We start from the raw sequence: 6,626 nt of genomic DNA on the forward strand, positions 1-6,626 counted from the left end.
AGTAATATCAGCAAAGAAGTAGATTTCAATCTGATGTATAATGCATCATATAATATTGTTCAGAATTCCATACAACCCCAATTAAATAATAATTACTTCTATCATATCGCTACAGCAAAAGTCAATGTCATGCCTTACAAAGGTCTGGTATTGTCAACTGATTTCACGCAGCGTTTGTATGCGGGGTTATCTTCCGCCTACAACCAGCAATTTTTATTGTGGAATGCCGGGATCGGGTATAAGATGTTGAAAGACCAGAAACTGGAACTGCGTTTAAGTGTATTCGACTTGTTGAACCAGAATAGAAGCATTGCAAGAACGGTAACAGAAACGTATGTGCAGGATACTTATACGACTGTTCTGACACGCTATTTTATGTTTACCGTCATGTATACGATCAAAAATTTTAAATCTGCTTGAGTATGGTGAGATAGAAAATGAATACAATTTTACCGGTTGAAAATCCGTAAGGTAAAATAAATATCCGAATCCGGTTGAATCCCTTTACCCATGGTTTTTGAACATTTTTTATGGGTAACAAAGCGTACCAAACGATGCGTGAAAATGCTCTGAATGTTCGTTTTTTAAGCAGAAATGCAGTTTTTTAATATTGAATCAGCAATCAGCACCGTAATATTGGAAACGATTTCACCAAAACTCTTTCCAAATGAAAAAAATAACTTTATTGATTTCTATCTGGCTTGGTGCAGCAGCTTTCTTTTCCTGTGAGAAGAAAACCGAAGCCATTTATCAACCTCAAACCTTTGATAAAGAGGTGCAGGATCTATTGAAAAAAATGTCTCTGGAAGAAAAAGCCGGCCAGATGACACAGATTGATATCCGTAATCTTCTTACAAACGGATATGGTAATACAGATGAAAAATTAGATACTGCAAAACTGCAGGAAGCTATACAAACCTATCATATTGGTTCTATCCTGAATTGCATCCAGGCGTATACCCCGGAGAAATGGATAGAGCTTGTATCCCAGATCCAGAACGAAGCGCTGCACACAACCAATAAGATTCCGGTATTGTATGGGACAGATGCCGTGCATGGCGTTGGCTTTATGAAAGGCGCTGTGATACTGCCGCATAATATCGGTTTGGCGGCAACGCGCAACGATGCATTGGTTCAACAAGCAGGCACACTTACCGCGAAAGAAGCACGTGCCGTTGGCTTGACCTGGAACTTTGCGCCGGTGCTGGATGTGGGTCGTGAACCTTACTGGTCGCGCTTTGAAGAAACCTTCGGCGAAGATGTGTACATCACAACACAGATGGGAAGAGCCGCTGTTACAGGCATGGAAGGAAGTGATCTTACTTCTGTAAATTCTGTTGCTTCCTGCATGAAACATTTCCTTGGTTATTCGGCTCCTAAAAATGGTATTGACAGAACGCCTTCGCACATTCCGGAAATTATTCTGCGGGAATATTATTTACCTCCGTTTAAGGAAGCGATACAAGCAGGCGCTTCTACCATCATGATCAATTCTGCTGAGATCAACGGTATACCTTGTCATGGTAATAAATGGCTCTTAACAGACTTGCTCCGTGGCGAGCTGGGCTTCAAAGGGCTTGTTTGTTCAGACTGGGAAGATGTGATCCGTTTGCATACCTGGCATAAGATTGCAGCTACGCCGAAAGATGCTGTTATGATCGCCGTAAATGCCGGTGTTGACATGAGTATGGTGCCGAATGATTATTCTTTTCCGAAGTACGTAATTGAGCTGGTGAATGAAGGTAAAATTTCGATGGAGCGTATTGATGAAGCTGTTGGCCGTATCCTTACTTTAAAAATTAAATTAGGATTGCTGAAAAAGCCATTACCATCACTTGAAGATATTAAAGTAATTGGCTCAGATGCGCATCAGCAGATCGCGCTGGATGCAGCACGCGAATCGATAACTTTGCTGAAAAATAAAAACAATTGTCTGCCGTTGACTAAGGGAAAGAAAATCCTGCTGGCTGGTCCGGCGGCGAATAGTTTGTCTGCTTTGCATAGCGCATGGACGTATACGTGGCAGGGAGCCAACCAGGCGCTCTATCCTGCTTCTATACAAACTGTCAAGCAAGCCCTGGAAGTAATGACAGGACAAGGTAATGTGAAAACAAATGCTTCGCCTGTATTTACAGATGCTGCAAACTACGATGCATCATTTATACAAAAAAATGCAGCAGCGGCAGACGTGATTGTTCTATGCATAGGCGAGGACGCATATGCAGAGCAACCGGGTGTGATTAAAGATCTGAACCTGCCTGCCGCTCAAAAGCAATTGATTGTTGCGGCGAAGAAAACAGGCAAGCCGGTAATAGTATGTTTGTTAGAGGGCAGGCCGAGATTGTTCCCGGAAGAAGAAGAACTGACTGATGCCGTGCTGATGTGTTATCGTCCTGGTAATAAAGGTGCGCAGGCAATTGCCGAAGTATTATTCGGTGAAGTGAATCCTTCCGGGAAACTTCCATTCACGTACCCGAGATACAATGGCGATATTACAACCTATGACCATAAGTTTAAAGAGACCGAACAACAGCTGTCGCCGGGTGTGAGTGAGTTTATCGCATTCAATCCACAATGGCCATTCGGACATGGTTTAAGCTATACAAGCTTCAGCTATACCAATCTGAAAGTGGATAAAAAGGAATTCTCCCTTAAGGACAGTATTCAGGTACAGGTTGATGTAACCAATACAGGAAGTCGCACAGGCAAAGAAGTTATAGAGCTTTATTCACGTGATCATTATGCTTCAATCACACCTTCAGAAAGACGCTTGAGAAAGTATGCCAAGATTGAATTGAAGGCAGGCGAGAAGCAGACGGTTTTATTCACCATCAAAGCGTCGGATCTGCAATTTGTGAACAAAGATCTGATCACGGTTACGGAAGCCGGTGCATTTGATTTGATTGTTGGCAATCTTCGTACGGAAATACATTTAAATGATTAAATTGATATAGTTTATAATTCAGAGTATACTTTCCGGTTTCGGAAAGTATGCTTTTTTAAACACGGATCTGTTTTAACCGTAATACATAAAAAATATTCGTAATGATCCTGCGATTGATTCAATTACTTGTTTGTTTATTTTTACTTTCTCCTGTGCAGGCACAGCTTGTGCTGGATGAACACACGAGTGATATTTTTTTAACGGATCAGAATTCTTCTTTTGGTATTCAAACTGGCGACAAAGATTATTATTGGATTGAAACTAAAATCACAAAAACAACTTCAGCAGATTTTCTGATTGAGTGTCTGGCGCCGCAGCTAAAAGATATTAAAGCCTGTGTACTGAATCAAAACGGTGATACCATCCGTTTTTTCAAAACGGGTGCAGAGTATGTTTTTGAACAACGTTATCTGGCACATAAGAATTTTATTTTTCCGTTGAACATGGAACCCGGAAACTATACCGTCCGCATCGGCGTGCGGGATATCCAAGCCGATGAATTGTATTTTAAAATCCGTTCCGATCATTTTTTTACAGAATACGCCATCTCTGAATATTTCTTCCTTGGCTGTTACTATGGTATACTGCTGATTGTATTGCTATACAATCTGTTTTTGTATATGAAAGGAGCCTTGCGTGTACATATCCTGTATGTGTTTTATATTATTGGCTGTATTGCCTTGTCTGTAAGGGAAGATGGAATGGCCTACCAATATATTTTTTCTTCGTTTCCATCCTTTAATTTTATATTTAACAGTTACCTGGCCAAACCATTATTCTTAAGTACGTTTATTATTTATTCGGTTTCATTTCTGGAAATAAAAAAATATGTACCAATCGTTAAGAAAATTTTGATTGGCTTACTGCTTGCATATGTATTTGTATTGTTGCTTTCTCTTCCGTTTAAAGCTCTTGCATTGGTTGCAGAATATGTATTCTTCTCTGTATTCATTCTTGTGTACATTACTTCGCTGGTGATTGCCAGGAAAGGCAATCGTTTTGCATATTATTTCTTTGCAGGTTTTTCTATGGTCATGTTGAGTGTATTGATCAATCTGCTGCGTTCATTCAATATTATTCCTTCCACGATTTTAACGGTTTATAGCTTTAATTACGGTATTATACTGGAAGTGATTATTTTCTCTGTTGCACTGGCAGATAAGATCCGTATTATTCAGGAAGAGCGGGAGCAGAGCAAAGAAGCTCTGATTATACAGTTAAGTGAAAATGACATGCTGCAGCAGCGCCTGATTACAGAGCTGGAAGAAAAAAAAGCTCTACAGGAAAAAGTAAACCGGGAACTGGAAGCGAAGGTACGCGAACGGACAGCCGAGCTGCAATCAGCCAATGAAAAATTAGCAGCGTTTGCAAAAGAAACCGACCGACTGAATTCTGAACTGGACCGTTTTAATTATTCCCTGCAAAAAGAAATTAAACAGGAGAAGATCTCACGCATCTATAACCAGATAGTTTCCTATGAAGAATTTTTAAATACCTATCCCGATGATGAAAGCTGTATGAAGGTAATTCAGCAGCTGAAGTGGCCGGAAGGATTTGTATGCAAAAAATGCGGAAACACGAAAGCCAGTGACGCAGGTATTTGGTATCGTAAAAAATGCAGCAAATGCGGAACGATTGAATCCATCACCGCAAATACTTTATTTCACCATTTAAAATTTCCGTTGAATAAAGCATTTTATTTAACTTATGTAGAGTTCTCCAATATAAGGCAGACAGACGAAGCATTGGCCGAACAGATCGATTTGAGAAAACCTACGATATGGGCGTTCCGAAAAAAAGTAGAAGAAAGAATGCAGGAAAAAGGTTATGCAAAAGCAACGAACTGGAAGGATATTGTGCTGGATGAAATCTAAGCTGCTGAAATTTCGATCAGGTAGTTAACCATCGCTTCAATATATTTTTTTACTTTCTTTTTGATTTCCTTATTTCCCGGATGCTGCGATAGCTCTATAGTATTTACCTTTGCACGGATACAAGCCCTGTATGCCTTGAAGTAGGTGAACAATATTTTCTCCTGGGATGAAAATGTATAACCTGTTTGTTTAATATAGTTTTTCAGGAATAAATCTGAAAGTGCCTGGTAACCGTAAGTTTCCAGGTCCATACAGAGAAATGCAATTTCATTAAGGACATCGATTTCTCTGAATGCTTCCCGGAATTCAATACAATCAAAAACGATGGGCTCATCTTCAATAAATATATTTTGTCCGTGCAGGTCGCCATGGCAGTTTTTGAAATACCCATCTGCTACCCGTTTCCGGATGAAGTCCTGGTGCAGGAAGATCAGGTCGTTGGATAGTGCGATAGCAGCAGAAACAATTTTTTCATAATCTTTGCCCAATTCGTCTGCTATTGTTGACATGAATTTATCAATGTCAGCAAATTCACGGGATAAAAAAAAAGGATCGTATGAAAGGGATAAAGATTTTTCCCGTAAATGAAACTCTGCAATTTGCGTAGCCAATTGCCGGATTGATTTTTTCCCGATGGCATGTTTCTTCAATAATTCATTCAGCTGATGTTTGGGATTCATACCCTGCATCAAAACAGTATATTCTTTAGGCTGGCCGGAGGATTTTGATATGTGCCACACAGAATTTTTCTTTGAAATACCCAGTACATCGAGGTACATTTTTTTTGCCAGGCGCTGGTTCAGCCGCAGTTCTTCGTAGCAATAGTGTTTCCGTTTTTCTAAAGTAGAGAAATCAAGAAACGAAAGCTTGATGTCTTTTTTAATTTTATAAGCATAGCCGCCTTTTATGATGACATAAGAAATAGCCGTTTCGATCAGTCTGGCTTTAGCCTGCTGCTCATATGGAAATATTCCGTTTGTTATGAGCTGTTCAATTTCTTTTTTTTTCATGGGCTTATATACATTAAAGCTTCTGATAAAAGGGTATCTATATTATGTTGCCCGGAAGTAAGCGTTTTATAAGGTTGCTCAATTGGTTCAAACAATTCTTTGAGCTTCAGGTAGACGGCATAATCCGCCTCACTATCAGTCCTTGCTACTGAAGTTCTGGCTTTGATCAGTTCCTGGTTTGCTTCAATGTAAAAGATATACAATGGAATATGATTTTGTATTGCCAGTTTATAAAAAGGAATGCGCAATATGTTTTTATAAAAGGTAGCATCAACAACTACCGTTTTACCTTTTTCAATATTGGCCGAAGTATGTGCAAGCATGGTATCGTATACCAATTGTTTTTCCTGTTCAGAATAGGTTCTGCCGGTTGGGTATAACTCTTTCCGGAGCAGATCACTATTAAAATAAGCAGCTTGTATCTTTTTACTCAAATGCTTCGCAAAGAAGCTTTTTCCCGAACCGGGAAGTCCGCAAACTAAAATAAGTGCAGTATTCATCTTATTTATATACAAAACTTTATAATTCCTTCAGAATTGCTTCATAAAGGCCTCAGAATTAGTACAAACATACTTCAGAATCAATATATACATTTGGTATATAAAAAGAAACACAAAAGCCCTTTCCAAGCCTGTTTCTGATAAACTGAACTTAATTAATACTACTATGAAAAGAATCGTATTTACACTCGCTCTACTTGCAGTATTGACGTTGGTTTCATTTGCACATTTTTAAAAGTCTTCCGGGGTCTGTTGAACGTTAATGCTTTGGAAGCTTTTGAAAAATAAAAATCTTGTT

At 39.2% G+C, this 6,626-nt stretch carries 5 protein-coding genes; 3 read left to right on the top strand and 2 right to left on the bottom strand.

Going from position 1 to position 6,626, the window contains the following annotated elements; translation table 11 throughout:
• From ACTHJT_RS07145 to ACTHJT_RS07155, 3 genes are all read left to right on the top strand, one after another.
• A partial coding sequence (locus ACTHJT_RS07145) for an outer membrane beta-barrel protein (RefSeq protein ID WP_440237314.1) occupies nucleotides 1-420 on the top strand: 420 nt, incomplete at its 5' end.
• Between the two features lie 247 nt (nucleotides 421-667).
• Nucleotides 668-2,944 (top strand): glycoside hydrolase family 3 N-terminal domain-containing protein, encoded by a 2,277-nt coding sequence (locus ACTHJT_RS07150; protein ID WP_440237315.1) that lies wholly within the window; start codon nucleotides 668-670, stop codon nucleotides 2,942-2,944.
• A gap of 101 nt (nucleotides 2,945-3,045) precedes the next feature.
• Entirely contained in the window at nucleotides 3,046-4,818 is a 1,773-nt protein-coding gene (locus ACTHJT_RS07155; protein ID WP_440237316.1) for a 7TM diverse intracellular signaling domain-containing protein, read from the top strand.
• Here ACTHJT_RS07155 and ACTHJT_RS07160 read toward each other — a convergent pair.
• Both ACTHJT_RS07160 and ACTHJT_RS07165 read right to left on the bottom strand, forming a co-directional pair.
• Nucleotides 4,815-5,828 (bottom strand): hypothetical protein, encoded by a 1,014-nt coding sequence (locus ACTHJT_RS07160; RefSeq protein ID WP_440237317.1) that lies wholly within the window; start codon nucleotides 5,826-5,828, stop codon nucleotides 4,815-4,817. The two genes, ACTHJT_RS07155 and ACTHJT_RS07160, sit on opposite strands and share 4 nt — an antisense overlap.
• A complete protein-coding gene (locus ACTHJT_RS07165; RefSeq protein WP_440237318.1) occupies nucleotides 5,825-6,328 on the bottom strand; it encodes an AAA family ATPase in 504 nt (167 codons plus the stop codon). The genes ACTHJT_RS07160 and ACTHJT_RS07165 overlap by 4 nt, the downstream gene beginning before the upstream one ends.
• Between the last annotated feature and the right edge of the window lie 298 nt (nucleotides 6,329-6,626).

The sequence above is a fragment of the Cytophaga sp. genome (assembly GCF_051961495.1).
Taxonomy (GTDB): domain Bacteria; phylum Bacteroidota; class Bacteroidia; order Cytophagales; family Cytophagaceae; genus Cytophaga.